At 68.8% G+C, this 26263-nt stretch carries 25 protein-coding genes; 16 read left to right on the top strand and 9 right to left on the bottom strand.

Translation table 11 applies throughout. The features are described 5' to 3' along the window. Positions 1 to 94: 94 nt before the first annotated feature. Positions 95 to 886, top strand: a complete 792-nt coding sequence (locus tag ACWMMN_RS26400; RefSeq protein ID WP_486423330.1) for a uracil permease — start codon at positions 95 to 97, stop codon at positions 884 to 886. 59 nt (positions 887 to 945) lie between these two features. Then, positions 946 to 1479, top strand: coding sequence for an SRPBCC family protein (locus ACWMMN_RS26395; RefSeq protein WP_256086549.1), 534 nt, complete (start codon positions 946 to 948; stop codon positions 1477 to 1479). Here ACWMMN_RS26395 and ACWMMN_RS26390 read toward each other — a convergent pair. Then, positions 1433 to 2155, bottom strand: a complete 723-nt coding sequence (locus tag ACWMMN_RS26390; RefSeq protein ID WP_059237142.1) for a haloacid dehalogenase type II — start codon at positions 2153 to 2155, stop codon at positions 1433 to 1435. The genes ACWMMN_RS26395 and ACWMMN_RS26390 overlap by 47 nt on opposite strands. Before the next feature lie 201 nt (positions 2156 to 2356). Beyond that, entirely contained in the window at positions 2357 to 2995 is a 639-nt protein-coding gene (locus ACWMMN_RS26385) for a hydrolase (RefSeq protein ID WP_059237141.1), read from the bottom strand. A 301-nt stretch (positions 2996 to 3296) separates the two neighbouring features. On the opposite strand from ACWMMN_RS26385, the gene ACWMMN_RS26380 reads away from it, so the two are divergent. Beyond that, a complete protein-coding gene (locus tag ACWMMN_RS26380) occupies positions 3297 to 4190 on the top strand; it encodes a LysR substrate-binding domain-containing protein (RefSeq protein ID WP_486423329.1) in 894 nt (297 codons plus the stop codon). Positions 4191 to 4239: 49 nt separating this feature from the next. On the opposite strand, the gene ACWMMN_RS26375 is transcribed toward ACWMMN_RS26380, so the two are convergent. Beyond that, positions 4240 to 6099 carry a sulfatase family protein gene (locus tag ACWMMN_RS26375; RefSeq protein WP_486423328.1) on the bottom strand — a complete coding sequence of 620 codons (1860 nt, stop codon included), beginning with the start codon at positions 6097 to 6099 and terminating at the stop codon, positions 4240 to 4242. 134 nt (positions 6100 to 6233) lie between these two features. Between ACWMMN_RS26375 and ACWMMN_RS26370 the strand changes: the two genes are divergently transcribed. Together ACWMMN_RS26370 and ACWMMN_RS26365 are read left to right on the top strand one after the other, a co-directional pair. Beyond that, a complete protein-coding gene (locus ACWMMN_RS26370) occupies positions 6234 to 7250 on the top strand; it encodes a LysR substrate-binding domain-containing protein (protein ID WP_059240755.1) in 1017 nt (338 codons plus the stop codon). 325 nt (positions 7251 to 7575) lie between these two features. Then, positions 7576 to 9822, top strand: coding sequence for a putative bifunctional diguanylate cyclase/phosphodiesterase (locus ACWMMN_RS26365; protein ID WP_256086546.1), 2247 nt, complete (start codon positions 7576 to 7578; stop codon positions 9820 to 9822). 15 nt (positions 9823 to 9837) lie between these two features. On the opposite strand, the gene ACWMMN_RS26360 is transcribed toward ACWMMN_RS26365, so the two are convergent. Further along, positions 9838 to 10902, bottom strand: coding sequence for a diguanylate cyclase (locus ACWMMN_RS26360; RefSeq protein ID WP_059237138.1), 1065 nt, complete (start codon positions 10900 to 10902; stop codon positions 9838 to 9840). Positions 10903 to 10969: 67 nt separating this feature from the next. Continuing rightward, complete coding sequence (cheB, locus tag ACWMMN_RS26355) at positions 10970 to 11974, bottom strand: chemotaxis response regulator protein-glutamate methylesterase (protein WP_059237137.1); 1005 nt, start codon at positions 11972 to 11974, stop codon at positions 10970 to 10972. A gap of 391 nt (positions 11975 to 12365) precedes the next feature. On the opposite strand from cheB, the gene ACWMMN_RS26350 reads away from it, so the two are divergent. Next, positions 12366 to 12896, top strand: coding sequence for a DUF4946 domain-containing protein (locus tag ACWMMN_RS26350; RefSeq protein ID WP_174991924.1), 531 nt, complete (start codon positions 12366 to 12368; stop codon positions 12894 to 12896). A gap of 8 nt (positions 12897 to 12904) precedes the next feature. After that, positions 12905 to 13333: a hypothetical protein gene (locus ACWMMN_RS26345; RefSeq protein ID WP_059240754.1), complete on the top strand. Its 429-nt coding sequence runs from the start codon at positions 12905 to 12907 to the stop codon at positions 13331 to 13333. Between the two features lie 48 nt (positions 13334 to 13381). On the opposite strand, the gene ACWMMN_RS26340 is transcribed toward ACWMMN_RS26345, so the two are convergent. Continuing rightward, complete coding sequence (locus tag ACWMMN_RS26340) at positions 13382 to 13606, bottom strand: hypothetical protein (RefSeq protein ID WP_027782734.1); 225 nt, start codon at positions 13604 to 13606, stop codon at positions 13382 to 13384. Between the two features lie 336 nt (positions 13607 to 13942). On the opposite strand from ACWMMN_RS26340, the gene ACWMMN_RS26335 reads away from it, so the two are divergent. From ACWMMN_RS26335 to ACWMMN_RS26325, 3 genes are read left to right on the top strand one after another with little or no spacing between them, the layout of a single operon-like run. Then, positions 13943 to 14632, top strand: coding sequence for a DUF969 domain-containing protein (locus ACWMMN_RS26335; RefSeq protein WP_174991922.1), 690 nt, complete (start codon positions 13943 to 13945; stop codon positions 14630 to 14632). Next, positions 14629 to 15579: a DUF979 domain-containing protein gene (locus ACWMMN_RS26330; protein ID WP_486423327.1), complete on the top strand. Its 951-nt coding sequence runs from the start codon at positions 14629 to 14631 to the stop codon at positions 15577 to 15579. Before ACWMMN_RS26335 ends, ACWMMN_RS26330 begins: the two co-directional genes overlap by 4 nt. Positions 15580 to 15591: 12 nt before the next feature. Next, on the top strand, positions 15592 to 16614 hold the full coding sequence (locus ACWMMN_RS26325) for a DUF2891 domain-containing protein (protein WP_340625114.1): 1023 nt from the start codon (positions 15592 to 15594) through the stop codon (positions 16612 to 16614). A gap of 30 nt (positions 16615 to 16644) precedes the next feature. Here the strand turns inward: ACWMMN_RS26325 and ACWMMN_RS26320 are convergent, their stop codons facing one another. Together ACWMMN_RS26320 and ACWMMN_RS26315 are read right to left on the bottom strand one after the other, a co-directional pair. Beyond that, a complete protein-coding gene (locus tag ACWMMN_RS26320; RefSeq protein ID WP_174991920.1) occupies positions 16645 to 17103 on the bottom strand; it encodes an SRPBCC family protein in 459 nt (152 codons plus the stop codon). Further along, complete coding sequence (locus tag ACWMMN_RS26315; protein WP_059237131.1) at positions 17100 to 17468, bottom strand: ArsR/SmtB family transcription factor; 369 nt, start codon at positions 17466 to 17468, stop codon at positions 17100 to 17102. The genes ACWMMN_RS26320 and ACWMMN_RS26315 overlap by 4 nt, the downstream gene beginning before the upstream one ends. A gap of 82 nt (positions 17469 to 17550) precedes the next feature. Between ACWMMN_RS26315 and ACWMMN_RS26310 the strand changes: the two genes are divergently transcribed. Next, positions 17551 to 18174 carry an FMN-dependent NADH-azoreductase gene (locus ACWMMN_RS26310; protein WP_340625112.1) on the top strand — a complete coding sequence of 208 codons (624 nt, stop codon included), beginning with the start codon at positions 17551 to 17553 and terminating at the stop codon, positions 18172 to 18174. A gap of 202 nt (positions 18175 to 18376) precedes the next feature. Beyond that, positions 18377 to 18700, top strand: a complete 324-nt coding sequence (locus ACWMMN_RS26305) for a hypothetical protein (protein WP_059237129.1) — start codon at positions 18377 to 18379, stop codon at positions 18698 to 18700. A gap of 23 nt (positions 18701 to 18723) precedes the next feature. Here the strand turns inward: ACWMMN_RS26305 and ACWMMN_RS26300 are convergent, their stop codons facing one another. After that, positions 18724 to 19548: an IclR family transcriptional regulator gene (locus ACWMMN_RS26300; RefSeq protein ID WP_059237128.1), complete on the bottom strand. Its 825-nt coding sequence runs from the start codon at positions 19546 to 19548 to the stop codon at positions 18724 to 18726. Between the two features lie 187 nt (positions 19549 to 19735). On the opposite strand from ACWMMN_RS26300, the gene ACWMMN_RS26295 reads away from it, so the two are divergent. The 4 genes from ACWMMN_RS26295 (at position 19736) to ACWMMN_RS26280 (ending at position 26234) form a co-directional block, all read left to right on the top strand. After that, entirely contained in the window at positions 19736 to 21391 is a 1656-nt protein-coding gene (locus ACWMMN_RS26295) for a GMC family oxidoreductase (RefSeq protein WP_174991917.1), read from the top strand. Between the two features lie 119 nt (positions 21392 to 21510). Further along, on the top strand, positions 21511 to 22815 hold the full coding sequence (locus tag ACWMMN_RS26290) for an MFS transporter (RefSeq protein ID WP_174991916.1): 1305 nt from the start codon (positions 21511 to 21513) through the stop codon (positions 22813 to 22815). Positions 22816 to 23215: 400 nt separating this feature from the next. Then, a complete protein-coding gene (locus ACWMMN_RS26285; protein ID WP_174991915.1) occupies positions 23216 to 24631 on the top strand; it encodes an NAD(P)/FAD-dependent oxidoreductase in 1416 nt (471 codons plus the stop codon). 178 nt (positions 24632 to 24809) lie between these two features. After that, positions 24810 to 26234, top strand: coding sequence for an amino acid permease (locus tag ACWMMN_RS26280; protein ID WP_059237124.1), 1425 nt, complete (start codon positions 24810 to 24812; stop codon positions 26232 to 26234). Positions 26235 to 26263: the final 29 nt, after the last annotated feature.

Genomic DNA, 26263 nt, shown 5'->3' with positions numbered 1-26263 from the left:
CAGGCGGCGTGCCGGTCGCGACGGCGGCGACACGTTTCACCTTGGATGAGAAAACGGCCGGCGGCGATTCGACCGGCTATCGGGGGAAAGGCAGATGGCTTTGACGCATGCGGGCAAGGTGTTCGTGGTCTGTGCGGTCGTATTCGGGGTGGCCGCTTACTGGCTCGCGTCGCGCATGGTGCGCCGGCAAACCGGCGGCAAGGGCGGGGCAGGCGGCGCGGTTGTGTTCTGGTGGCTCGTGTGCTTTTGCCTGGTGTCGCTGTGTTTCCCGTTCGCGTACTGGATCGGCGACGAACTCTACGCATTGGCGGTGTCGCCGAAATACGAGGCGACCGTCGTCTCCTACCAGTCCGAGTGGGACACCTGCGAGCGTCGCGACAGCAGCGGGCGGACCGAGCGCTACCGGTGCATCAAGTACACGTCGATCCTGGAAGCCGTGATGCCGGATGGCGAGCGGATCGTGCTGCCGGGCAACATTCGCTCGGGCGGCGTGCCGGAAATCGGCGAGAAGATCGATGTGGTGTTGCCGCCCGGCGCCAGTCAACTGCACGAACGCAGCGTGCGCAGTGTCGGCCTGCTGGCCGGCGGCGCGGTGATGGTCGCGATGCTCGGCTATTTCATTTACCTGATCGCGGCTTACGGGGCCGGGTGGAAGATCGACGGCGCGGCCCGCTTCGGCATGGCGGCCGTGCTGAACGGGTTCGTGCCGCTCGCTGTACTGCTGATGGAAATCGGATTCCTGAGCGTGCCTTACCGCTACTGGGCGCGGGGGAATCCCGAGGCGTGGCCGGTGTGGGTCCTCGCGCTGAGCCTGCTGTTCGCGCTGGCGCTGCTGCCGTTGCTGCTCGTCTATGCGCGCGGCGCATGGCGAGCGGTCGTGAAGTAACGGTGGCGTCGGGACGGTTGTGCCATCATGTGCGCACCGGCAGCCGTGAGGAGTGTGTCGTGGAAATTCATTCGCAATGGACGTTCGATTGCCGGCCCGAACATGTGTGGCCGCATTTCCTGCAGGCGCGAATGGACGGCACGCGGCCGCTGCTGTTCCGCCTCGGCGTGCCGAAGCCGGTCAGCTGCCGCGTGCTCGAAGGCACGCCGGCCGTCGGCAACACACGCCAGTGCACGACCGATCGCGGCACGATCGACCAGCGGATTCTCGTGCTCGACGAGAATCGCCGGCTGCGTTACCGGATGGTGGCGTCGACGGTCTGGTGCCGCGACTGGGTCGGGCTGCTCGAGGACGAATTCACGCTGACGCCCGTTGGCGACGGCACCACGCGGGTCGAGCGGCGCACCGTGTTCAGCGCGCGCGGCTTCTTCAGGCCGGTGCGGCAGATCGGCCTGTGGATCGCGTTGCGGCAGGCCCACCGGTATGCGGCGCGCAACTGGCGGCGCCTCGCGCTCGCGGCGAAGGGGCAGGCCGCGCAGCCGGCATTCAACCCGGGCAGCCGAGCCGGTCCGCGAGTTCGTTCAGGTTCCTGACGTCGAAATCCCACGCGTCGTCGGCTTTCAGATCGGTGGTCTGGGCGGGCCCGTGCTCGGTCGGCCGCAGCACGAACGCGGTCGACAGCCCGAGTTGCCGCGCGGCGGCGAGGTCCCCGTTGTGCGCGGCGACCAGGCACAGCTCGGCGGGCGCGATGCCGAGAATCTCGACCGCTTCGGTATAGACCTTCGGCGACGGCTTGTATGCGCGGGCGACTTCGGCGCCGAGAATCGCGTCCCACGGCAGCCCGCCGTGTTTCGCGACGTCGACCATCAGCCGGATATTGCCGTTCGACAGCGGCGCGATGATGTAGCGCTGCTTCAGCCGGTGCAGCCCGGCGACGGAATCGGGCCACGGGTCGAGCCGGTGCCATGCGGCCGTGAGCGCGTCGATCTCGGCGTCGGGTACCTCCGCGATCCCGAAGCGGTCGAGCGTGCGCACGAGGTTCTCGCGATGCAGCACGTCGAGCCGCACGTAGCGGCGGCGCCCGCTGCGGATTTCCTCCATCGACGGCGAATATTCGGCGCGCCACGCGTCGGCGAACGCGAACGGGTCGAGCGCCGGCGCGTGGCGGTCCAGGAACGCGGCGGCGCCGCGTGCGACACCGCTTCTCCAGTCGACGATCGTTCCGAAGACATCGAAAACGAGCGCCTTGATTTCGGCAGGGTTCGTCATGGTGATCCAGTGAAGGTCGTTCGATGAGGGGGCATATCGCCGTGCCGCCGGACTGCGCGGCGCCGGTTTCATCGACATTGAATCACGGATACGAAAACGCGGCCCGGGCGGCCGCGGCGGCGCTGACGAGCAGGGCGCGGGCACGGGCACGGGCGCGCGCCGCCGGCCGGCAAACACCGGCGGCCGCGCGCGCCCGGCTGGTCAGCTCTTGTCGTACGAGAACTGGATGCCGGCCGTTCCGCCGGTTTCGATGAACAGGTTGATGAACGCCGGCACGGTGGCGCTGCGTGCCCAGTCGCGCTGCAGCTCGCAGAACAGCTGCGCGACGCTGATCATCTGGCCGCCGGCCTGCTCGATGCGGCGCAGCGCGGCTTCGTGCGCGGCGACCGACGTGCCGCCGACCGCATCGACCACCACGTAGACCTCGTAGCCGGCCTTCAGCGCGTCGAGCGCCGGGAACGTCAGGCATGCCTCGGTCCACAGCGCGGTCATGATCAGTTTCTTGCGGCCGGTCGCCTCGACGGCCCGGCGGAATTCGACGTCTTCCCACGAGTTGATGCTCGTGCGGTCGTAGGTCGGATAGCCTTCGAGCGCCGCGCGCAGCTGCGGGATCGGCGGCTTGTTCAGGCCCGTCTTCACGTTGACGGTCGAGTGGACGATCGGCAGGCCGTACGCGACGGCCGCCTTCGACGCGCCGACGATGTTGTTGATCAGCAGTTGGCGATCCATCGACGCGATGGAGTTCACCTGGACCGGCTGGTAATCGATGACGATGAACGCCGCGTTCTGCGGGGTGAGCAGGTGGTCGTTCGCGGGGTCGCGAACCGGTTCGCTTGCCATGGTTGCCTCCAGAGACAGTGCAGGAAGTGAAGTGGAATCCCGTGGGGCCAGAGTGGCGCGGCCGCGGTGTCGGGACACTCGCCGCGGCTGCGCGATCGCGCCGTCGCAAACGTCCGGCGCCGGTTACGCGGCGGGCGAGTGCTTCAAGCGTAGTGAATCGATCGGGCCGGCGAGGGCGCCCGCTGAAAAAATCCCGGCCGCCGCGACGACATCGATCCACGTCGAATCAGGATGCTATTCGTGCAACAACCGGCGTTCCAGTCCCTTAAAATGCCGTCAGTGTTCTATGGGTGGAACAATCATGGATGACCTGAACGACCTCTACTATTTCGTGAAGGTGGTCGAGCACGGCGGGTTCACGCAGGCCGGGCGCGCGCTGGACGTGCCGAAATCGACGCTGAGCCGGCGCATCGCGGCGCTGGAAGCGCAGTACGACGTGCGGCTGCTGCAGCGCACGACGCGTCATTTCACGGTCACGGAAACCGGGCGCGAATTCTATGAGCGCTGTCTCGCCGTGCTGGTCGAGGCCGACGCCGCACGCGAGGTGATCGAGCGGCGGCACGCGGAGCCGCGCGGCATCGTCCGCGTCAGCTGCCCGACCGCGTTGCTCGAATACCGCGTGAGCGAGCTGGTCGCGCGCTTCATGGCGATTCATCCGCAGGTACACGTGCATCTCGAGGCGACGAACCGCCGCGTCGACCTGCTGAGCGAAGGATTCGATCTCGCGTTGCGCGTGCGTTTCCCGCCGCTCGAGGACAGCGATCTCGTGATGCGCGTGCTCGCCGACAGCCCGCAGCGGCTGGTCGCTGCGCCGCACTGGCTGGCCGGGCGCGCGGTGCCGTCCGACCCGGCCGAGCTGATCGGCGCGCCGAGCCTCGACTGGGGGCCGGCGCGGCATCACGTGTGGCACCTGGTCGGGCCGAACGGCGCGCACGCGCAACTGCGCCATCACCCGCGTTTCGTGACCGACGACATGCACGCGCTGCGCGACGCGGCGATTCACGGCGTCGGCATCGTGCAGCTGCCGTGCATGGTCGTCGAGGACGACCTGCGCAACGGCATGCTGGTCGACGTGCTGCCGGGCTGGGCGCCGAAGGGCGGCGTGGTGCACGCGGTGTTTCCGTCGCGGCGCGGGTTGCTGCCGCGCGTGCGCCTGCTGATCGACTTCCTGGCCGAACACATCCGGAAGGATTGACGGGCGGCGCGCGGTGTTCCGCGCGCCCTGGCCGGCTGCGTTCAGGCCGTCAGTGCCGCTTGCGGATCTGCACCTGCACCTTGCCGTCGCGGATCGGCATCACGTCGGGGCTGTCGTCGCCGACTTCGCTCGCGATCAGGTCGTTCAGGCGGCCGTTCATCGCGAGCAGCAGCTCGCCGTGCCGCTTGCGGTCGGTTGCGAGATTGCGCATCTCGCCCGGGTCGCTCGCGACGTCGAACAGCTCGACGTCGTTGCGCGCGAACAGCGCTTCGAGCGTCGTCGGCCGGTTGAATTCGAGCGGCGAGAAATAGCGCGTGAAGCGGTAGCGGCCGTCGAACACGCTGCGGATCGTGCCGCGCAACCGGAAATCCGGCTGTTGCGCCAGCGCGCGGCGCAGCAGCTCGTCCTCCGGCACGCCTTTCTGCCGCAGCGTACTCAGTTCCTTCAGCATCCATTCGCTGTCGTAGTACAGCAGCATCGCGTAGTTGAACAGCGTGGCGTCGCGCGCCGCATGCCGTTTCGCGTCGGCCGGCTTCGCGAGCCAGCGCGTGAGGTCGTGCCCCTTCAGCGCGCTGCCGCGGATCGTCGCGAGCCGTGCGTCGTCGAGGCCGGTGAGCCCGAGCAGCGTCGGCGCGATGTCGATGTGCGACGTCAGCGCATCGCACTGCATGCCGCCCGGATACGCGGGATGGCGGATCACGAGCGGTACGTGGTTCTGCGGCTGGTACGCGGTCGCGCCCTTGCCGACGAGCTGGTGCGCACCGATGTGATCGCCGTGATCGGCCGTCATCACGACGATCGTGCGCTCGTCGAGCCCCAGCGACTGCAGCGACTGCAGCAGGCGCACGACGTGCGTGTCGCAATCGCGGACGCAGTTGAAGTAGTTGTCCTGATAGATGCGCAAGCGTTCGTCGGTAAACGGGTAACGCCCGACGAGGTTCGCATGCGCGGCGTTGAACATCCCGTGCGCGGGTGGCCGCCCCGGCTCGTCGTACGGCTGCCGTCGCGATGCCGCGAGCGGCACGTCGCGCCATGACGTGCGGTACAGCGCGTCGTTCGGCGGCGGCGCGTTGCCGAGCATCGGATGGTTCGCATCCTGCACCGTCGAGCCGTTCGTGTCGGTGTTCACGAACATCGCGTCGTGCGGATTCACGAGATTCACCGCGAGGAACCACGGCTTGCCTTCCTTCGCGAGGCGCGGCGCATGGTTGCGCATCCAGCTCACCGCCGCCTCGGCCGTGATCCCGTCGTACTGGTAGCCGCCGCGCACCATGCCGATCAGGTCGCCCACGCCGAAATAGTCGTCGAAGCCATACGCGCGGATCGTACGGTTGTAGTCGGCCACCGGCGCCGTGTACGGGCTCGCGGTTTCGTGCATCGATGCGCTCAGGTGCCACTTGCCGAGATACGCGGCGTAGTAGCCCGCATCGCGCAGCATGTGGCCGACGGTGCGCACGTCCGGAGACATGTCCTTCTGCCAGGGCACGCCCGCGTTGTCGAGCACGCCGGTGTGCTGGATGTGCTGCCCGGTATAGACCGTCGAGCGCGACGGCGAGCACACGCAGGCGGCGATCTGGTGATGCATGAACGTGATGCCGTCGCGACGCAGCGCCTCGCGGCCCGGTACCGGAAACGGCCAGCGGTCGAAGTGGCGTTCCTGGTCGGTGAGGATGAACAGGATGTTGTAGCCGGCGGGCGGTGTGGCGGGTGCGGTTGCCGCGCCCTGGAACGCGGGCGCCGGATCGACGCCGGCGACGTTCGCGACGCCGGCGGCCGGTGCGCCGGGCGGCGGCGTCGCGGCCAGCGCGTCGGCGCCGAAACCGGCCGACGCGACCGCCGCGCCGGCCAGCTTGAGGAACTGACGCCGCGCGGTGGGCTCGGGGGCGGGGGTGTCCTGATCGTCTTTCACGTCGGTTGTCTCCTGGTCGTGCCGGCTCGTGCCGGGGGTTTTCATGCCGACGACTATGCGGCAGGATCGCGTATCGATCGATGAAAGATCGGGATCGATCGATAACCTGCCGAACATGAATGACGGAGACGCCCGTGACCTTCGACCCCCGCGCCCCGGCCGGCCGTACGCGCCCGGAACCGCTCGCGCCGCCCGGCGCACCGGCCCACGAGCAGCGCATCGCGCAGGCGCTGCGCCGGCTGCGCGTGCGTGACATGGAAACGCTCGACACGCTCGGGCGCACGCGCAGCTTCGCGCGCACGGCCGAGGCGGCGTCGATCACGCAGCCGGCGCTGTCGAAATGGCTGCGCGAGCTCGAGGAATCGCTCGGCCTGCCGCTGTTCGAGCGCACGTCGCGGCGTGTCGCGCCGACGGCGTACGGCGATGCGCTGCTCGAATGCATCGGCCGCGTGCTGACCGACATGCGCGGCGTCGCGCCGGCGTTCGACGCGCTGCGCACGGGCGCCGGCCGCCCGGTGTCGATCGGCCTGCTGCCGAACATGGCGCCGCAGCTGATTCCGGGCGCGCTCGCCTGGTTGCGGGAAGCCGGCCGCCCGGTGCAGCTCAACGTGCGGGAAGACACGCTCGACCGGATGCTCGCACAGGCGCAGCGCCGCGAGCTCGACCTGCTCGTGTGCCGGCTCGACGCGTCGGCGCTACGCGCGGGGCTCGACGTCGCGCCGCTGTACCGCGACGACATGATCGTCGTCTGCGGCCCGCGCCATCCGCTGCTCGGGCGCGCGCGGATCGGCTGGCGCGACGCGGCCGCGTTTCCGTGGATCGCGCCGCCGCTGGGGTCGCCCGCGCGCACGGCGCTCGACGCCGAGTTCGCGAAGGCGGGCCTGGCGCCGCCGTCCGTGCTGATGGAATCGGTGTCGTGGCAGACCAACCGCGCGGTCGCCGAACAGTCGCCGTGCCTGTTCGTGCAGTCGGCCCGCGCATTCGATCTGGCGACGCGAGCCGGCGAGCGCGTCGGCCGGCTGCCGCTGAAACTGTCGACGATGCCCGATACGGTCGGCGCGCTGTATGCGGCGCCCGCGAGCGTGTCGGTCGCCGCCGCGATCGATGCGCTGAAGGCCGTGACGCGCACGCCTCCCGGCGCCGGCGATTGACCGGGAACGGAGCCGCGCGCCGTCACAATCTGACGAACCGGTTTCGGCGCCGGCGCGCCGGGGCGCCCGAGGCCGTCGCGCGGCGCGCAAGCCTTCCGGCGAGCTGACCGCCGCGGGCGGGCGAGCGGCAACCGAGCGTAAGCCCTGATGTGTGCGGACACGCCGGTTGTCACGGATTGGTGTTAAATATATTTCGGCGCACCTTGGCTCGGCGCGCAAACGGGGCGCACCGGGCATCGGCGTAAACCCGGGGCGAAACAGGGCACGGAAGATCGATAACGAATCGGGCGCATCAGACCCGGTCGGACAGACGGCAGGATTCATCTTGAATACCGAACCGCAAAGTTCTCGTTACAGCCTCGGGCTCGCGGCGGAAGTGCTCGCGTCCGAACAAAGCGTGCTGCGACTGATCACGCGCAACACCCCGCTGCCGGAACTGCTGATCGAAGTTTGCCGGCGTGCCGAGGCTTTGCTCGGCGACGGCGCATCGTGCACGATCCTGCTGCTCGATACGGACGGCGTGCACGTGCGCGTCGGTGCGGCGCCGTCGTTGCCTGCGCAATACAGCGCCGCGATCGACGGTGCGCCGATCGGGCCTGCGGCCGGCTCATGCGGCACGGCGATGTACGAGCGCCGGATGGTCGCTGTCGAAGATATCGAAACCGATCCGCTGTGGGCCGACTACCGTGCCATCGCATCGCCGCTGGGCCTGCGCGCATGCTGGTCGGTGCCGTTTCTCGACGACTCGGGCGCCGTGCTCGGCGCGTTCGCCGTCTATCACCGCCGGCCGCGCCGGCCCAGCGACGAGGAAACCGAACTGTTGCGCGACATCGGCAACAGCGTCGGGCTCGCGGTGCACCAGGACCGGATCGCGCGGCAGCTGGCGCGCAGCGAGGAACATCACCGGCTCGTCGTCAACAGCCTGAACGAAGGGATTCTCGTCGTATCGCGCGACGGCGTCGTGGTCGCCAGCAACCCGAGCGCGAACCGGATGATGCGCGTGAAGGGCGACCTCGTCGGCCGCCGGCTGTCGACGGTGATCCTGCGCAAGCTGCGCGAGGACGGCACGCCGATCGCGCCCGATGCGTGGCCGAGCCGGCTCGCGCTCGAGACGGCCAGGCCGATGCTCGACTACACGGTCGGTTTCGGCCTGGCGGACGGCGACATCATCTGGGTGCGCGGCAACGCGGTGCCGATCGTGAGGCCGGGCGAGACGCAGGCCGACTCCGTGCTCGTGTCGTTCAACGATATCGGCCCCGTGCGCGAAGCGCAGCAGCAGCTGCGCTACCTGGCGACGCGCGATGCGCTGACGGGCCTCTACAACCGCCGCTGGCTCGCCGATCGCATGCGCGAGCTGTTCGGCGGGCACGATGCGGGCCGGCCGGCACGCGTCGCGATCCTGTTCATCGATCTCGTCGGCTTCAAGAAGGTCAACGACACGGCCGGCCACGACGCGGGCGACGCGCTGCTGCGCAGTGTCGCGGCGCGGCTCGCGGCCTGCGCGGGCAGCCGGTATGCGCTCACGCGCGTCGGCGGCGACGAGTTCGTGATTCTCGTCGACGACTGCGACGATCCCGACCGCCTCGCGGTGCTCGCGCGCGAGGTGATCGACGCGATCGCGAAACCGTTCGCGATCGCGAACAACGAGTACTGGCTCGGCGTATCGATCGGGATCAGCGTCGCGCCACGCGACGGCGACGATGCGGTCACGCTGATGCGCAACGCCGATTCGGCGATGTACGACGCGAAGCAGCGCGGCCGCAACCATTTCACGTTCTTCACCGCGCAGCTCAACCTGCGGCTGCAGCGCCGCTTCGCGGTCGAGCAGTCGCTGCGGCGCGCGCTCGCGTCGGACATGCTGCGGCTCGCCTACCAGCCCGTCGTCGATGCGCGCAGCGGGCGCACGGTCGGCGCCGAAGCGTTGCTGCGCTGGACCAGCCCCGAGCTCGGGCCGATGTCGCCGGCGGAATTCATCCCGGTGGCGGAAGATACCGGGCTGATCGTCGCGATCGGCCAGTGGGTGCTCGAAACGGCCTGCAGGCAGGCGGCCGAATGGCGCCGCACGATTGCGCCCGACCTGATGCTGGCCGTCAACCTGTCGCCTCGGCAGTTCCACGAAGGGCTCGTCGAATCGGTCGATCGCTGTCTCGCGCAAACGCGGCTCGATCCTTCCGCGCTCGAACTCGAGATCACCGAAGGACTGCTGATGAACGACACGGACACCGTGCTGCCGATGCTCGAAGCGCTCACGGACATGAACGTGCGGATCTCGGTCGACGATTTCGGCACCGGCTATTCGTCGCTCGCGTACCTGAAGCGCTTTCCGCTGCACAACCTGAAAGTCGACCGCTCGTTCGTGTCGGGCGTGCCCGATCATCACGACTCGGTCGCGATCACGCAGGCGGTTGTCGCGATGGCGCATTCGCTCGGGATGAAGGTCACGGCAGAGGGCGTCGAGACGCAGGCGCAGTCGTGGTTCCTGCAGCAGATCGGCTGCGACATGCAGCAGGGCTACCTGTTCAGCCGCCCGCTGGACCCGAACGACTACGCGCGCCGGCTCGGCGCCGCGTAAGCGCGGCGCGCACGGTCATTCGCCGCGCGGCGCGCCGAACCCGCCGCCGGGCGGCGTCGGTGTCGCATCGATCTCGACGCGGTTTTTGCCTTCGTGCTTCGCGCGATAGAGCGCGCGGTCGGCCGCCTCGATCAGCACGGTCGTCGGCAGGCCGGGCGCGGGCACGATGCTTGCGCCGCCGATGCTGATCGTCACCGTGTTGCCGGTCGACGAATGCGCGTGCCGCAGCCGCAGCGCCTCGACCGCGAGCCGGATCTTTTCGCCGAGCAGCCGCGCGGCGCCGGGCGACGTGGCCGGCATCACGACCGCGAATTCCTCGCCGCCGAAGCGCGCGGCGAGATCGCCCGACTGCCCGAGGCAGCGCTCGATCGTCGAGGCGATCTGCTTGAGCACGCTGTCGCCCGACACGTGCCCGTACGTGTCGTTGTAGAGCTTGAAGTTGTCGACATCGATCATCAGCAGCGACAGCTCGCTGCGCTCGCGCGTGCCGCGCCGCCATTCGGCAGCCAGGTATTCGTCGAGATAGCGCCGGTTCGACAGCCCGGTCAGGCCGTCCGAGTGCGTGAGGCGCCGCAGTTCGAGGTTGGCCTCGAGCAGTTGCTGCTGAGATTGCCGCAGCGCGCGATAGGCTTCGTCGCGCTGCAGCAGGTTCATGTACGAGCGCGAGTGGTAGCGGATGCGCGCGACGAGCTCGATGCGGTCGGGCAGCTTGACCAGATAGTCGTTCGCGCCGGACGCGAACGCGGCGCTCTTGATTACCGGCTCTTCCTGCGTCGACAGCACGATGATCGGCACGTCGCGCGTCGCCGGGTTCGCGCGGTACGCCTTCACGAGGCTCAGCCCGTCGGTGCCGGGCATCACGAGGTCCTGCAGGATCACGGTCGGCCGCGTCTCGATCGCGGTGGCCATCGCGTCGTCCGAGCGCGGGCAGTAGTGGAAGTCGATGCCTTCCTCGTCGACGAGCGCGCGGCGTATCGCTTCCGCGACGATCGTCTGGTCGTCGACCAGCAGCACCATCGCCGGCACGTCGGCGTGCGGCGCGGTCGGACCGCCCGGCGGGCGAGTCAGGTCAATGGTCATGGTCGATGCGGGTTGTTGCGGTTGTAGCAGGGGCCGGCATGGGTGTTGCGCATGTTCATCGTCGGGCTCAGATCCGCGTGAGCGCCGCCAGCTCGCCCGCGATGCGTCCGAGCGGCAGGATCGCGCGCGCCGCGCCGAGCGTCGCGGCCGCCTTCGGCATCCCGTACACGGCGCTCGTCGCCTCGTCCTGCGCGATCGTATGGTAGCCCTTCATCCGCAGCGCCTTCAGGCCGATTGCGCCGTCGCGCCCCATCCCCGTGAGCAGCACGCCGATCACGCGGCCGGGCCAGTGCTCGGTCAGGCTGTTGAAGAACACGTCGACCGACGGGCGATACGGCGTGGCGGCCGGCTCGCGCGTGTACTCGAGCGTGCCGGCGCGCGTGATGCGCAGGTGATCGTCGGTCGCGGCGAGCAGCGCGACGCCCGGTTGCGGGCGGTCGCCTTCGCGTGCGACGCGCACGGCGAGCCGGGTCTGACCGTCGAGCCATTGCGCCATGCCTTCGGCGAAGGCGCGGTCGACGTGCTGCACGATCACGATCGGCGCATTGAAATCGGCCGGCAGGCCGCCGAGGATCGACGCGAGCGCGCCGGGGCCGCCGGCCGAGGCGCCGATCGCGATCAGCGGGCCGCCGCCGGCGCGGGCGGCCGTGCCGGCGATGCGCGCGCCGCCCGGCGCGTCGAGCAGGCGGCCGATCTGGTCGATCTTCGCGAGCAGCAGCTTCGTCGTGTCGCCGGCCGCGCCGTCGCCGAGCCGCGGCGTATCGACTGCGTCGAGCGCACCGGCGCCCATCGCTTCGAACACGCGCCACGCGTTCGCGCCGATGCAGCTCGTCACGATCAGGATTGCGCACGGTCGTTCGGAGCGCATGATCCGCCGCGTCGCTTCGATCCCGTCGAATTTCGGCATGATCAGGTCCATCAGCACGATGTCGGGTGGCTGCGTGGCGCACAGTTCGACGGCTTGCGCGCCGTCGGTCGCGACCCACAGCACACGGTGCTCGGGCCGTCGCGCGATCGCGCGGCGCATCGCCTCGACGGCAAGCGGGAGGTCGTTGACGATGCCGATGTTCACAAGCGGAATTCTCCGGTCGGTTCGTAATGTTGGAGGGTGGCCGGGTTCATGGGAGGGCTTGCCTGTTCGGCGCCGCCGGGCGGCTTCGGCGGCCGGACGGCACGGCATTCTTTTGGGTTGGCGACGCCCCGCATGCTGTCATGCGGCGCGGGCGGCGGCAATCGAAAAATTCGCGCATTGTGCGGTTTCAGTGCGTTTCCTCTATGACTGTGCGGCATATCGCGGGCGGCCGACGGATCTCGGGCGGGCCAGGTGCGCCGCGGGCGCCTCGCGACAGCCGGTCGCCGCTGGCCCGTCGCCGGCATGCCGTGCGATCATGGCGCGCCGTGCGCCTGGAATCCCCGTCGAGCGAACCACACTGAACGACATGAACGAGACATCACGTTTTCAAATGCCCTTGCGGGCAATGGCCGCGTGGCTGTGCATCGCGTCCGCCGCGGCGGTTGCGGAAACGCCCGCCGCCGTCCCCTGGCCGTCGGGCTGGGAGGTGGCGGCCGGCCCCGCGCTGACGACCCGCGCGGGCAAGACGCTGCCCGGCTCGAATGCGGTCGCGCTGAAGCGCGACGCGACGGGCGCGGCCGAGGCCATGATTTCGTTGATGCAGATCGTGCGGACCGATCACGGTGCGGCCGGCCTCGATCGCGAATTCGACACGATGCAGCACGTGATCGTCGACGGCTACCGGAGTCGCGGCTGGACGACGCAATGCACGGCGGCCGGGCAGGCGCCGCTGGGCGGCCGCCCGGGGCTCGCGACGACCTGCGACATGCATCGTGCGGACGGCACGGCGATCCGGCAGATCCTCGTCGCGACGATGAGCGAGACGACCGTGTACGGGCTGTCCTATACGGCGCCCGCCGCGGGTTTCGACGCGCACAAGCCGGAATTCGACGCGATGCGCGCGGATTTGACCGTGCAATGACGGACGCCATGACGCCACCCGACACCCTGCGGCTCAGCCGCGACCCGTACGCGCCGATCGTGATCGAGCGGGACGGCCGGTTGCTGTACAGGATCGACATCGAGAGCGGGCATGCATCGTTCCACCGCGATTTCCCGATCGATTCCGATGCGCTGCGCGTGCTGAGCGACGATGCCGAACGCTACTACTTCCTGTTCGCGGCGCTTCATCATCCGTACCAGCTGAGCGCGACGAACCTGTCCGACGCGCAGCGCGAACGCTACTTCAGCACGATCCTGTTTGCCGGCCGCGACGAGGTCGAAGCCTTCATGACGGAATGCGACCGCGCCAGCAACGGCGCAGTGGCGAACCTGCTGAGGATCTTCACGCAGGCCGATTACCGGCAACTGCGCGAGGGCCGGTGGTTCGGCATGGGCGCCGGCACGCCGGCCGCGTAGCGGGCCGTACCGGGCATCGGGCCGCGCAGCGGCTGCGCGGCCGCGTCGTCAATGGCTGCGCGCGTAGCCCTGGATCAGCGCGCGCATCATCCCTTCGACCGTCGCGTCGCGCAGGTCGCCTTCCTGCTCGGCCTCCTCGACGAGCGCGGCATAGGCGGTCGCGAGCGTCACGCGGTCGACTTCATGGCGTTGTTCCATCAGCGTCACCATCCCGTCCTTCGCCAGATGAGCGGAGAACGCGCGGCTGCCGATGGTCTGGAATACGTCAATCATGGCGGCTCTCCCGTCCGTTGCCGATGCTTTCCAGTGTAGTCGGCGCACCCCGGCTCCGCCATGCGCGGCGGCCCGTTGCAGGCTTCCCCGCTGCGCGGTGTCACGACCGGCGGCCAACGTGCCCGCGATGGCTGGCCCGCCATCGATTCGTCCAATGAAACACGGCCGACACATGGCCCCGGCACGGTGCTTGCACGCTTCAACGTTTACCCGATCCGGCAAATTGTCGACTTTTTATCGATAAAGTCTCGTGTTAGATTTCGCCGTCCGAGCCCGGTCGAAACCGGGCCGGCAGCGCGTTGCCTGGGTGGCGCGCATCCGACACAAGGAGGGGAAATGCTGGTGCTGATTGGGGTGCCGATCGTCGTGATCGGTTTCGCGCTGCGCTTCAATGCGCTGCTGGTGGTCACGATCGCGGGGCTCGCGACGGGGCTCGCGGGCGGGCTGAATCTTGTCGACATCGTCAGTGCGTTCGGCAAGGCATTCACCGAAAACCGCTACATGGGGCTGATCTGGCTGACGCTGCCGGTGATCGCGCTGCTCGAGCGCAACGGGCTCAAGGAGCAGGCGAAGCGGATGATCTCGCGCGTGCAGGCGGCGACCACGGGCCGCGTGCTGATGCTGTACTTCGTGCTGCGCCAGGCCACGGCCGCGCTCGGCCTGACGTCGCTCGGCGGCCACGCGCAGATGGTGCGGCCGCTGATCGCGCCGATGGCCGAAGCCGCGGCCGTCAGCCGGCACGGCGAGCTGCCGGAGTCGGTCCGCCAGCAGATCCGCGCGCATGCGTCGGGCGTCGACAACGTCGCCGTGTTCTTCGGCGAGGACATCTTCATCGCGATCCAGTCGATCCTGCTGATCAAGGGTTTTCTCGAACAGAACGGGATCTCGATCGAGCCGCTGCAGCTGTCGGTGTGGGCGATCCCGACCGCGATCGCCGCGCTGCTGATCCACTGCACGCGCCTCGCGCTGCTCGACCGCCGGCTGACGCGCGGCTTCGGCCTGGTGAAGCAGGGGGGCGCGCGATGATCGGCCTCGAATCGCTGTACACGCTCGCGGGGCTGATGTTCGCCGCGTTCGCGTGCTTCAACCTGACGGACCGCACGAACCCGCGCCGGGTCGTCAATTTCGCGTTCTGGGCGATCTATGCGGTCACGTTCCTGTTCGGCGCGCTGCTGCCGCATTTCGTGACGGGCTGCCTCGCGATCGCGCTGGCGGTGATCGCCGGCTCCGGCAAGCTCGGGCGCGGCAAGTCCGACGAGGCCGGTGAAGCGGCGGCCGCGCGGCGCGAGACGTTCGCGCAGCGTTTCGGCAACCGGCTGTTCCTGCCCGCGCTGCTGATTCCGGTCGTCACGCTGATCGGCACGTTCGCACTCAAGCACGTCCCGTTCGTCGAAGCGAAGAGCGTGACGCTGATCTCGCTCGTGCTCGGCACGATCGTCGCGTTCGTGGTCGCGCTCGCGATGCTGCGCGATTCGCCCGTGCATGCGGTGAAGGAAGCGCGCCACACGATGGACGCGGTCGGCTGGGCCGCGATCCTGCCGCAGATGCTCGCGGCGCTCGGTTCGCTGTTCGCGGTCGCGGGCGTCGGCGGCGTGGTGTCGGGGCTCGTGAGGGAATGGGTGCCGATCGATTCGCCGTTCGCGGTGGTGGCGGCGTACACCATCGGCATGGCGCTGTTCACGATGATCATGGGCAACGGCTTCGCCGCATTTCCCGTGATGACGGCCGGCATCGGCCTGCCGCTGATCGTCCACCAGTTCCACGGCAACCCGGCGATCGTCGGCGCGATCGGGATGCTGAGCGGCTTCTGCGGTACGCTGATGACGCCGATGGCCGCGAACTTCAACATCGTGCCGGCGGCGCTGCTCGAACTGAAGGACAAGAACGGCGTGATCAAGGCGCAGTGGCCGACAGCCGTGCTGCTGCTCGCGGTGAACACGCTGCTGATGTATGCGTTCGTATTCCGCTTCTGACGAGATGCCCACATGACCGACCGACTTACCCCCGAACTCGCCTCGACATTCGCGTCGCTCGCGCTCGCGCACCTGACCCGCGAATATCCGAACAAGCTCACGCATTCACTCGAAGGGCCGCACGACGTGCAGGGGCCGCGCGCGCTGCACCCGATCTTCTACGGCAGCTACGACTGGCACTCGTGCGTGCACGGCTACTGGCTCGTGCTGAGCGTGCTCGAGCGCTACCCGGCATTGCCGGAGGCCGAGCGCATCGTCGCGACCGTCGATGCGCATTTCACCGACGCGAACGTCGCCGGCGAACGCGCGTATCTCGCGCTGCCGCACAACAGCGGCTTCGAGCGGCCATACGGCTGGGCGTGGCTGCTCGCGCTATCCGCGCAGCTCGAGCGGCTCGCGCTGAAGGGCGCGCTGCCGCAGGCCGCGCGCTGGGCGAAGACGATGGCGCCGCTCACCGACCTGTTCGTGTCGCGCTTCGAGACCTTCCTGCCGAAAGCGACGTATCCGCTGCGCGTGGGGACGCACTTCAACACCGCGTTCGCGCTGGCGCTCACGCTCGATTTCGCACGCGATACGCAGCGCGACGGGCTCGCGGCGCTGATCGTCGATACCGCGAAGCGCTGGCACCTGAACGACGTCGCGTGCCAGGCGTGGGAGCCGTCGGGCGACGAATTCCTGTCGCCCGCGCTGATGGAAGCCGAGCTGATGCGACGCGTGCTGCCGGCAGCCGAATTCGACGGCTGGTTCGCGCGCTTCCTGCCCGACCTCGCGCGCGGCGAGCCGGCAACGCTGTTCGAACCGGCGACGGTCAGCGATCGCAGCGACGGCAAGATCGCGCACCTCGACGGGCTGAACCTGAGCCGCGCGTGGTGCCAGCGCGCACTGGCCGGCGGGCTGCCGGAAGGCGATGCACGACGCGCGAAGCTGCTCGACGCGGCCGACCGGCACCTCGCGAGCGCGCTCGCGCACGTGGCCGGCGACTACATGGGCGAGCACTGGCTCGCGACGTTCGCGCTGCTCGCGCTCGACGCGTAGCGCGGGCGGGAAGGGCCGCGGCCCGGCGGTTCAGGTCCGCGGCCGCGCAATCGTGTCGTCGCCCGGCGACTGTAGCGACACGTCGAGTTTGTCCAGCATTTGCCGCCAGCCGATCGAGACGCCTTTGGGCGCAAGCTCGGACGGTACGCGCTCATGCGTCAGCACGAGTTCGCACAGGCCGTCGCGGTCGAACAGATCGATCGTGACGAGCGTTTCCTGCTGGTTCATGTAGGAGGACTGCCACGTGAATACCAGCTTCGACGGGCGCTCCAGCACCCGGTATTCGCCGGAGTGTGTGTACTCGATGCGCGACGAGCGCATGACGATGTGAAAGCGTCCGCCGACGCGCGGCTCCAGCATCGCGTCGCAATGCTTCATCGTGCCGGGCAGCATCCACGCGCACAGGCCGTCCGCGTCCAGCCATGCGTCGAACACGTCGTCGCGCGACGCATGAAGCAGCTTGCGGACCGTGATCGCATGACCGCTCATGACTGGGGCGGCTTCTGTTTTCGCTTGGCGGCGAGATGCCGGTCGAGCGCGTCGAGCCGCTCGCCCCAGAACTCGGCGTAATGGTCGAGCCACTGCTGGACTTCCTTGAGATTTGCCGCGTCGAGCTGACACGCGTGCTCGCGCCCCCGGATTTCGCGGCGGATCAGCCCCGCCTTCTCGAGCGTCTTGACGTGCTTGGAGATCGCATTGAGGCTCACGCCGTACGGCGCCGCCAACTCGCCCACGGTCAGGCTGCCGTCGCGCAGCCGTCCGAGTATCGACCGCCGGGTCGGATCGGCAAGCGCGCTGAAGATGGCGTCCAGCCTGTCGGGCGAACGATCGTGTGGATTCGTGGAGAGACTCATGGCGGCATTATATTCAACCCAAAGGTTGACAGTCAACCTTTGGGTTGAATAACATCGGATCGCTTTCAACCGGAGAATTCCGATGTTCAAGTTATTGCAAATCGATTCGAGCCCAATGGGCGATGCGTCCGTTTCGCGCCAACTGACGCAGGCGTATGCGCGTAACTGGCTGCGCGCGCGTCCCGGCGGGCGCGTCGTGGAACGGGATCTGTGTCGCATTGCGATGCCGCCGATCGACGCGGCGTGGATCGCGGCGAACTTCACGCCGCCGGACCTGCGTACCGGGCAGCAAAACGAGATGCTGGCATTGTCGACGACGTTCACGACCGAGCTGCGCGACGCCGACGAATACGTGATCGGCGTGCCGATGCACAACTGGGGGCCGTCCGCGCACTTCAAGCTCTGGCTCGATCACATCGTCAGGCAAGGGGAGACGATCGAAACGACGTCGTCCGGGCCGCGCGGGTTGCTCGGCGGGCGACGCGCGACCTTCGTGATCGCGGCGGGAGGGCTCTACGGGCCGGACGCGGAGCGGGCGCAGCGCAATTTCCTCGAGCCGTGGCTGCGAACGCTGTTCGGTTATCTGGGCGTCACGGACATGCGTTTCGTGATGGCGGACGGGGCAGCGGACGTGTTCACCGGCAAGACCGATAGCGCGGCGTTTCTCGCGCCGCACCTCGACGCGGTGCACGCGTTGTTCGGGTAGTCGACCGGCATCTCGCGCGCACTCGCGCACGTGGCCGGCGACGGCACGGGCGAGCGCTGGCGCGCGACGTTCGCGCCGGGCGCGCAGCGCGCGAATCCCCGTCGGCGGCAAGGTCTTCGGCGCGCGGCTATACTCGCCGCTCGGGCCGTTTCGCGCTGCATGCGTTGCGCGAAACGGCCATCCGCCAGTTCGCCGCCTCGCCATGGACAAGCTCATTTCCTACGTCGCCGCGATCCACGGGCTCGCCGGGCCGGTGCAGATCGTGTCGCACGCGACGTCGCACGACCGCTGGACCGACGACGAGGTCGAGGTCACGCGCGACGAAACCGAATACCGTTTCGACAACGGCGCGATCGTGCGCCGCTCGGTCGAGCAGGACCGCGCGCCGTCCGACCTGCTGTGCGCCGAATGCTGGATCGACTACGACGTGCTCCATCATCCCGATGCGCAGCCGATCAGCCCGTCGCGGCTGACATTCGACAACGCGTGCCGCGAAACCTTCTGGCTGCGCTACCACCTCGCATGAAGCGGTGAGCGCGTGCGGCCGCCTCAGCCCGGCGGCACGCCGTCGGCCCCATGCAGCAGCGGCGCGAGCCGCGTGGCCGCGTCGCGCATCTTCGGCACGTTCTCCAGCAGGTCGTTGAGCGTCGCACGCGCGGTCGGCGCATGCACGGCGAGCGCCGCGAGCACGCGGCCGCTCGCGGCATCCTTCACCGGCACCGCGACGGCCACCATTCCGCGCACGAATTCCTCGTTGTCGATTCCGACGCCACGCGCGGCGAGCCGGTCGAGCTCGGCCGCGAGCAACTGCGCATCGGTCAGCGTCCGGTAGGTCATCTTCTTCAGCGTGAGCCGCGCCAGCATCGCGTTGCGCTCCAGCGCATTCATCTGCGACAGGAACAGCTTGCCGCTCGCCGTGCAATGCAGCGGCACGCGCATGCCGGGCCGCATCTCGAGCCGCAGCGGCTCGGTCGTCTCGACGCGTTCGACGTACAGCACCGTGTCGCCGTCGAGCGCGGTGAGGTTGCAGGTCTCGCCGAGCACGTCGACGAGCGCGCGCAGCACCGACCGGCAACCACGCGTGAACGTGTTGTTCGACAGTGCCGCGAGCGCGAACTGCGCGGCGCGCGGCCCGAGCGCGATGCCGCGGTCGTGGCCGCGCGAGTCGGGCATGTGGATCACGTAGCCGCGCGTTTCGAGCGATTCGATCAGCCGCAGCAGCGTCGCCTTCGGGATGTGCAGCCGCGCGGCGAGCTGCGACAGCGTGTAGGGCTGCCCGGCCGAGGCCAGTGCTTCGAGCACGGCGAGCGCACGCAGCACGCGTGCGTCGTCGGCGGGCGCGCCATCGGGCGGCGCGGGGGCGGTGTCGCGCATGTGTCTCCTCCGTCGGGATCGGCGTGCGTCCCGGGATGGTCGTGTCCGGCAGAAATGAAACGAATTGAACGGTTTTTGTACCACATTCACGGCACGGACAATAAATCGGCTTGTACGCGCTTCGTGTGCTCCATAAATTTGGACGAAACATACCGGATTTTTCTCATACCCGGAACGGAGACACGGAATGACACGCAGCTTCGACTATGTCGTGGTCGGCGCGGGATCGGCCGGTTGCGTCCTCGCCAACCGGCTGTCCGACGGCGGCCGCCACACGGTGTGCCTGCTGGAGGCCGGCCCCGCCGACAACTACATGTGGATCCATGTGCCGATCGGCTATGGCAAGACGATGTTCCACCCGATCTACAACTGGGGCTTCCATACCGATCCCGACCCGAACATGCACAACCGCCGCCTGTACTGGCCGCGCGGCCGCACGCTCGGCGGCAGCAGCTCGATCAACGGGCTGATCTACGTGCGCGGGCAGCAGCAGGACTACGATCACTGGGCCGCGCTCGGCAATCGCGGCTGGAGCTGGCGCGAGTGCCTGCCGTATTTCCGGCGGCTCGAACACAACACGCTCGGCGACGGGCCGACGCGCGGCACCGGCGGCCCGCTGTGGGCGTCGGCGATCCGGCAGCGCCATGAACTCGTCGATGCGTTCGTCGCCGCGTCGAACCGGCTCGGCGTGCGCACGGTCGACGATTTCAACACGGGCGACCAGGAGGGCGTCGGCTACTACCAGCTCACGACGCGCAACGGGCTGCGCTGCTCGACGGCCGTCGCGTACCTGAAGCCCGCGCGCGGGCGGCCGAACCTGCACATCGAAACCGATGCGCAGGCGCTGAAGGTGCTGTTCGACGGCGCGCAGGCGTCCGGCGTGCGCTACGTGCAGCACGGCAAGGTGCACGAGGTGCGGGCGCTGCGCGAGGTGATCCTCGCGGCCGGGGCACTGCAGTCGCCGCAGCTGCTGCAGGTGTCGGGCGTCGGGCCGGCCGCGCTGCTGGACCGGCACGGGATTCCGGTCGTTGCCGATCGCAAGGGCGTCGGCGAGAACCTGCAGGATCATCTGCAGGTGCGATTGATCTACGAGGTGACGAAGCCGATCACGACCAACGACGCGCTGCATTCGTGGGTCGGCCGCGCGAAGATGGGGCTGCAATGGGCGCTGTTCCGCGGCGGCCCGCTCGCGATCGGCATCAACCAGGGCGGCATGTTCTGCCGCGCATTGCCGGACGAATCGGCGACGCCCGACATCCAGTTCCATTTCTCGACGCTGTCGGCCGATTCGGCCGGCGGCAGCGTGCATCCGTTTCCGGGCTGCACGTATTCGATCTGCCAGTTGCGGCCCGAATCGCGCGGCACCGTACGGATCATCAGCGACGATGCGCGCGACGCGCCGTCGATCCAGCCGAATTATCTCGATACCGAGCGCGACCGCCGCACGACGGTGGCCGGCGTGCGCTTCGCGCGCCGCGTCGCGGCCACCGAGCCGATGGCGCCGCTGATGAAGCGCGAGGTGCGGCCCGGCGCCGACGCGCGGACCGACGACGAACTGCTCGAGTTCTGCCGCGAATACGGCCAGACGATCTTCCATCCGTCCGGCACGGCGAAAATGGGTGTCGCGAGCGATCCGCTCGCGGTCGTCGACGAGCGGTTGCGCGTGTACGGCACGCGCGGGCTGCGCGTGGTCGACTGCTCGATCATGCCGACGCTCGTATCGGGCAATACCAACGTGCCGATCGTGATGGTCGCCGAGAAGGCGTCCGACATGATTCTCGAGGACGCGCGCGAGGCCGATCGCGGCCGCAGCGTCGCGCCGGCCGCCGAGGCAGTCGCGTAGGACAGGGCGCCCGCGCGGCCCGTGCTCCTGCGCCCGGACGGCCGCCGCGCGCTCATCGATGCCCCCGCCGGCACGGCGCCGGGGCAGGTTGCGGCGCATCCTTACCTGGAGAAGCTCGCATGGCAATCGATTCCCGGGTCGTCCGACGCGTGGCCGCGGCCAGCGTGATCGGCGCGACCGTCGAGTGGTACGACTTTTTCCTGTACGGCGTGGTCGCCGGCATCGTGTTCGACAAACAGTACTTTCCGGCGGACGACGCGTTCGTGTCGACGATGCTCGCGTATGCGACGTTCGCGGTCGGCTTCGTCACGCGGCCGCTCGGCGGCCTGCTGTTCGGCCATCTCGGCGATCGCGTCGGGCGCAAGTCCGCGCTGATCCTGACGATGCTGATCATGGGCGTGTCGACGGCCGGCGTCGCGTTCCTGCCGACCTACGCGCAGATCGGCATGTGGGCGCCGGTGCTGCTGCTGACGCTGCGCGTGCTGCAGGGCATCGGCCTGGGCGGCGAGTGGGGCGGCGCGGTGCTGATGGCGTACGAATATGCGCCGCCGCACCGGCGCGGGCTGTATGCGAGCCTGCCGCAGATCGGCCTTGCGATCGGGCTGTGCCTTGCGGCCGGCGTCGTCGCGCTGCTGTCGCGCGTGCTGCCGGACGCCGCGTTCCTCGCGTGGGGCTGGCGCGTCGCGTTCGCGGCGTCGCTGCTGCTCGTGGCGGTCGGCTTCTACATCCGCACGCGGGTGGCCGATACGCCCGAGTTCGTCGCGCTCAAGCGTCAGCGGCGCGACACGAAGCTGCCGGTCGTCGAGCTGCTCGCCAACTACCGGCAGGCGATCCTGCTCGGGATGGGGGCGCGTTATATCGACGGCGTGTTCTTCAACGTGTTCGCGGTGTTCTCGATCGGCTACATGACGCGCAACCTGTCGATCTCGCGCGGCGACGCGCTGCTCGGCGTGATGAGCGCGGCCGTCGTGATGTGCGTGTTCATCCCGGTGTTCGGCGGCCTGTCGGACCGGCTGGGCCGTGCGCGCGTGTACCGGTGGGGCGCGACGCTGTGCGGGTTGTCGGTGCTGCCCGCGTTCTGGCTGCTGCAGACGCAGTCGACGAACCTGCCCGCCGTGTGGCTCGCGCTGGTGATCCCGTTCGGGATCTTCTATGCGATGGCGTACGGGCCGGAAGCCGCGCTGTTCGCGGAGCTGTTCGACGCGAACGTGCGTTACACGGGCATTTCGTTCGTCTACCAGGTGTCGGGCATCTTCGCGAGCGGCCTCACGCCGATCGTTGCAACCGCGCTGCTGCGCGTGAACGGCGGCGCGCCCTGGCTCGTCGGGGTTTACGTGATGTTGTCTGCACTCCTGTCGATCGTGTCCGCGCGGGCGATCGAGAAACGCGGCAACCTGACCGGCGTCGCGGTGCGCGCGACGTGACGTTGCGCCGGGCGGGGCGGCGCGGCGCGCGGGGTCGTATCGGCGAACCGGTCGCCAGCGGCTCCGCGCGCCGCGCTGCCGTTCGCCGCCGGTCGCCCCGCGTTGGCTCGTATTGCCCGCCGCGCTGGTCCGCCCGCAGGCCCCGCACGCTGGTCCAAGCGAATGCGGTCCACTGGACCTACCTGCGAAAAATCGGCCTGCCTACACTTGCCTCGACAGATCGCCGCATTGAAGCATCTGCACACGATCGACCCGAAGAGCACGATCAGGAGACAGGCATGACCTACAGGCAGTCGGCAGCATTCGCCCGCGCGGCGGGCACGCGCCCCGCATCAGTCAGTCCAATCGCCTCGCGCGCCCGTTGCGGCGCAACAGGCACGCCCGTGTCGGAGGGCTGATCATGTCGACCCGTTCCATCGAAGGCACCGCGAGCGGCTTTGCCGGCGCCCGGCCGAACGATACGCGTTACGACCCGACCTACGATCCGCTCGTGTCGCCGGGCCCCGGGTGCGGCAAGCAGTACGCGCCGACCTACTGGGTCGCGACGGCCGGCACCCCGCCGCCCGACGACGGCCCCGTCACGCGCGATCTCGATGTCGACGTCGCGATCATCGGCGCCGGCTACACGGGCCTCGCAACCGCGCTGTGCCTTGCGCGGGATCACGGCATCAAGGCCGTCGTGCTCGAGGCCAACCGCACGAGCTGGGGCTGCAGCAGCCGCAACGGCGGGCAGGGGCAGAACGCGTCGGGCCGGCTGTCGCGCTCGCAGTGGATCGAACGCTGGGGCAAGGACGTTGCGCTGAAGATGCACGACGAGATCCTCGAGGGCTTCGAGCACTTCAAGTCGCTCGTGTCGGAAATCGACTGCGAACCGCAGCCGGGCGGCCATTTCCTGATCGCGCATCGCCCGCGCATCATGGCGAAGCTCGCGGCCGAGGCGAAGGTGTGGAAGGACGTGTTCGGCTATCCGTCCGAACTGCTGAGCGCGGAGACGTTCCGCCGCGAATTCATCGACGACCACGAGGCGGCCGGCGCGCTGCACGAGCCGGAAGGCATCGGCATCCATGCGCTGAAGCTCGCATTCGGCTACCTGCGGCTCGCCCGCGAAGCCGGCGCGAAGGTGCATACGAGCAGCCCGGTGCTCGGTTTCGAGACGATCGACGGCGTCCATCATCTGCGTACGCCGGGCGGCGTCGTGCGGGCCCGTGCGGTCGGCATCGCGACCGGCGCGTACACCGCGCAGACGCTGCATCCGTCGCTGCGCAGCAAGGTGATGCCGATCCTGTCGAATTCGATGGTCACGCGGCCGCTCACCGACGCCGAGATCGACGCGTGCAATTTCCGCACGACGCAGGTGCTGACCGATACGCGCACGCTGCGCTTCTACTACCGGTTCCTGCCCGATCGCCGCCTGCAGATCGGCAGCCGCAGCGCGATCACCGGCGACGATGCGCCGAACCCGCGCCACTTCGAATTGCTGAAGGAAGGGATGGCGCGCAAGTTTCCCGCGCTGCGAGGCGTACAGATCGATTATTCGTGGTGGGGCTGGGTCGACGTGAGCCACGACATGATGCCGCGCGTGTGCCAGCCCGATCCGCGGCAGTCGGTGTACTACGCGCTCGGCTATGGCGGCAACGGCGTGTCGTACTCGCAGCAGGCCGGCCGGCGCCTTGCCGAGCAGATCGCGGGGAAGGGCGCACGCCAGACGCTGCCGATCTTCACGTCGCCGCTGCCGGGCCACCCGTTCGCGCCGTTCCGGCGCCTCGGGCAGCGAATGCTCTACGTGTCGTACTTCAGGAACGACGAGAAACCCTGAACGCGGTGCATCCGGCCCGGCGCAGCGCGCTCGCACCGGGCCATCCAACACAAGAAAAGCAACGGAAATCCGTGCGGCCGGGGCTGCAGGCGCCCCTGCACGCGCCGTCGCCGGCGGCGCTCGCGTTCACCCGACGGTGATGCGCGGGCGGCGCCGGACAACTGGATATGGAGAAGACATGCAACCCTCGATGGAACAGAGTGACCTGAAATGTGGGCTCAAGCAGCGCCACATGACGATGATCGCGCTTGGCGGCGTGATCGGTGCCGGGCTGTTCGTCGGCAGCGGCGTGGTGATTCAGCAGACCGGGCCGGCCGCGATCCTGTCGTTTCTGATTACGGGCGGGCTGGTCGTGCTCGTGATGCGGATGCTCGGCGAGATGGCCTGTGCGATGCCGGCCGTCGGCTCGTTCTATGAATACGCGCGGCTCGCGTTCGGCAACTGGCGCGGGCCGGGCAAGATGGCGGGCTTCCTCACCGGCTGGATGTACTGGTATTTCTGGGTGATCGTCGTCGCGCTCGAAGCGGTGGCGGGCGCGAAGCTGATCCAGTTCTGGCTGCCCGACACGCCGGCCTGGATCATCAGTCTCGCGCTGCTGGTCGTGCTGACGCTCACGAACCTGATCTCGGTCGGCAGTTACGGCGAGTTCGAATTCTGGTTCTCGTCGATCAAGGTCGGCGCGATCATCGTGTTCCTGTTCCTCGGCGGCCTCTACGTGCTCGGCCTGTGGCCTGCGTCGATGCACACCACGGCCGTGCTGCCGACGCTGCTCGGCCACGGCGGCTTCATGCCGCTCGGCATCGGGCCGGTGATGAGCGGGGCGGTCGCGGCCACCGGGTTCTACTTCGGCGCCGAGATCGTGACGATCGCGGCGGCCGAGGCGAAGGAGCCGGCCAAGGCCGTTGCAAAGGCAACCAACTCGGTGATTACGCGCGTGCTGGTGTTCTACGTCGGGTCGGTCGCGCTCGTCGTCGCGCTGGTGCCGTGGAATTCCGCGCAGATGGCCACGCCGTACGTGAGCGCGCTGGAAGTGATGGGCCTGCCGGCCGCCGCCAACGTGATGAACGCGATCGTGCTGACGGCCGTGCTGTCCGCGCTCAACTCGGGCCTGTATGCGGCATCGCGAATGCTGTTCGCGCTGACCCGCCACGGCGACGCGCCGGCCGCGCTCGCGAAGGTCAACAAGCGCGGCGTGCCGGTGCGCGCGATCCTGCTCGGCACGGTGTTCGGCTACGCGTCGGTGGTGATGTCGTATGTGTCGCCCGACACCGTGTTCGCGTTCCTCGTCAATTCGTACGGCACCGTCGCGCTGTTCGTGTACGTGCTGATCGCGTTCTCGCAACTGCGCCTGCGCAAGCGTCTCGACCCGGTGGCCGCCAGCAAGCTGCGCGTCAAGATGTGGGCGTATCCGTACCTGACCTGGGTCGCGATCGTCGGCATGATCGGCATTCTCGTCGCGATGGCGTTCATCCCGGACCAGCGCAAGCCGTTGTGGCTCGGCGTCGCGAGCCTCGGCGTGCTGGTCGTCGCATACGGGCTGACGCGCCGCAGCCGTCGCGAGCATCTCGACGACAGCGAACTGCTTGCGTATCCGCCGCGGTAACGGGCGGTAACGCATGACGCCGAAGGCCC

The organism is Burkholderia cepacia complex sp. TUM26381 (assembly GCF_057439935.1).
This window is presented reverse-complemented; position numbering and strand designations above follow the sequence as displayed.

Excerpts from the sequence above, each read along its gene's own strand:
- ACWMMN_RS26400 (WP_486423330.1), top strand. The coding sequence starts at position 95 with ATGGCTTTGACGCATGCGGGCAAGGTGTTCGTGGTCTGTGCGGTCGTA.
- ACWMMN_RS26390 (WP_059237142.1), bottom strand. The coding sequence starts at position 2,155 with ATGACGAACCCTGCCGAAATCAAGGCGCTCGTTTTCGATGTCTTCGGA.
- ACWMMN_RS26385 (WP_059237141.1), bottom strand. The coding sequence starts at position 2,995 with ATGGCAAGCGAACCGGTTCGCGACCCCGCGAACGACCACCTGCTCACC.
- ACWMMN_RS26380 (WP_486423329.1), top strand. The coding sequence starts at position 3,297 with ATGGATGACCTGAACGACCTCTACTATTTCGTGAAGGTGGTCGAGCAC.
- ACWMMN_RS26360 (WP_059237138.1), bottom strand. The coding sequence starts at position 10,902 with ATGACCATTGACCTGACTCGCCCGCCGGGCGGTCCGACCGCGCCGCAC.
- ACWMMN_RS26350 (WP_174991924.1), top strand. The coding sequence starts at position 12,366 with ATGCCCTTGCGGGCAATGGCCGCGTGGCTGTGCATCGCGTCCGCCGCG.
- ACWMMN_RS26345 (WP_059240754.1), top strand. The coding sequence starts at position 12,905 with ATGACGCCACCCGACACCCTGCGGCTCAGCCGCGACCCGTACGCGCCG.
- ACWMMN_RS26340 (WP_027782734.1), bottom strand. The coding sequence starts at position 13,606 with ATGATTGACGTATTCCAGACCATCGGCAGCCGCGCGTTCTCCGCTCAT.
- ACWMMN_RS26335 (WP_174991922.1), top strand. The coding sequence starts at position 13,943 with ATGCTGGTGCTGATTGGGGTGCCGATCGTCGTGATCGGTTTCGCGCTG.
- ACWMMN_RS26330 (WP_486423327.1), top strand. The coding sequence starts at position 14,629 with ATGATCGGCCTCGAATCGCTGTACACGCTCGCGGGGCTGATGTTCGCC.
- ACWMMN_RS26325 (WP_340625114.1), top strand. The coding sequence starts at position 15,592 with ATGACCGACCGACTTACCCCCGAACTCGCCTCGACATTCGCGTCGCTC.
- ACWMMN_RS26320 (WP_174991920.1), bottom strand. The coding sequence starts at position 17,103 with ATGAGCGGTCATGCGATCACGGTCCGCAAGCTGCTTCATGCGTCGCGC.
- ACWMMN_RS26315 (WP_059237131.1), bottom strand. The coding sequence starts at position 17,468 with ATGAGTCTCTCCACGAATCCACACGATCGTTCGCCCGACAGGCTGGAC.
- ACWMMN_RS26310 (WP_340625112.1), top strand. The coding sequence starts at position 17,551 with ATGTTCAAGTTATTGCAAATCGATTCGAGCCCAATGGGCGATGCGTCC.
- ACWMMN_RS26305 (WP_059237129.1), top strand. The coding sequence starts at position 18,377 with ATGGACAAGCTCATTTCCTACGTCGCCGCGATCCACGGGCTCGCCGGG.
- ACWMMN_RS26300 (WP_059237128.1), bottom strand. The coding sequence starts at position 19,548 with ATGCGCGACACCGCCCCCGCGCCGCCCGATGGCGCGCCCGCCGACGAC.
- ACWMMN_RS26295 (WP_174991917.1), top strand. The coding sequence starts at position 19,736 with ATGACACGCAGCTTCGACTATGTCGTGGTCGGCGCGGGATCGGCCGGT.
- ACWMMN_RS26290 (WP_174991916.1), top strand. The coding sequence starts at position 21,511 with ATGGCAATCGATTCCCGGGTCGTCCGACGCGTGGCCGCGGCCAGCGTG.
- ACWMMN_RS26285 (WP_174991915.1), top strand. The coding sequence starts at position 23,216 with ATGTCGACCCGTTCCATCGAAGGCACCGCGAGCGGCTTTGCCGGCGCC.
- ACWMMN_RS26280 (WP_059237124.1), top strand. The coding sequence starts at position 24,810 with ATGCAACCCTCGATGGAACAGAGTGACCTGAAATGTGGGCTCAAGCAG.